This window comes from Halomonas sp. DP5N14-9, from assembly GCF_019802175.1.
Classification (GTDB): Bacteria; Pseudomonadota; Gammaproteobacteria; order Pseudomonadales; family Halomonadaceae; genus Halomonas; species Halomonas litopenaei.
Genome location: NZ_JAHVHR010000017.1, coordinates 1 through 503, shown reverse-complemented (window position 1 = coordinate 503; position 503 = coordinate 1). Strand labels below are relative to the sequence as shown.

Here is a 503-nt window from a genome sequence, read left to right as displayed (position 1 = left end):
GCCTGCAGCGCCTCATCATTGAGGAAGTCGCTGGCCTTGGCCACGAACAGGCCGGCCTGGCACTGGTTGGGTCCGTCGCCCTGGGGGCCGCGCGCCACTTCACGGGCCTTGTCGCTGCCGCCCAGGGTGTTGACGCCCTGGGTGTAGGCGTCGTGGATGCCCGGCGTCAGCATGGTCTGTGCACCGGCACCCTTGACCGCTTCGGCGGCGGCCTCGACGAAGCCGTCGAGCGCCTCGCCCTTGACCGCGATCACCAGCCCCGGGTTGGTGCAGAACTGGCCGGCCCCCATGGTCAGCGAGCCGACGAAGGCCTCGCCCAGCGCCTTGCCACGGGCCTTGAGCGCCTCGGGCAGCAGGAACACCGGATTGATCGAGCTCATCTCTGCGTACACCGGGATCGGCTCGGGACGCGCCTGGGCGGTCTTCATCAGGGCGGTGCCACCGCTGCGCGAGCCGGTGAAGCCCACCGCCTTGATCCGCGCGTCGCTGACCAGGCCCTGGCC

At 70.8% G+C, this 503-nt stretch carries 1 protein-coding gene; it reads right to left on the bottom strand.

All coding sequences use genetic code 11. The features are described from left to right. Positions 1-503 (bottom strand): aldehyde dehydrogenase family protein (locus KUW00_RS10385; RefSeq protein ID WP_222569011.1); only part of this gene is annotated, 503 nt, incomplete at both ends.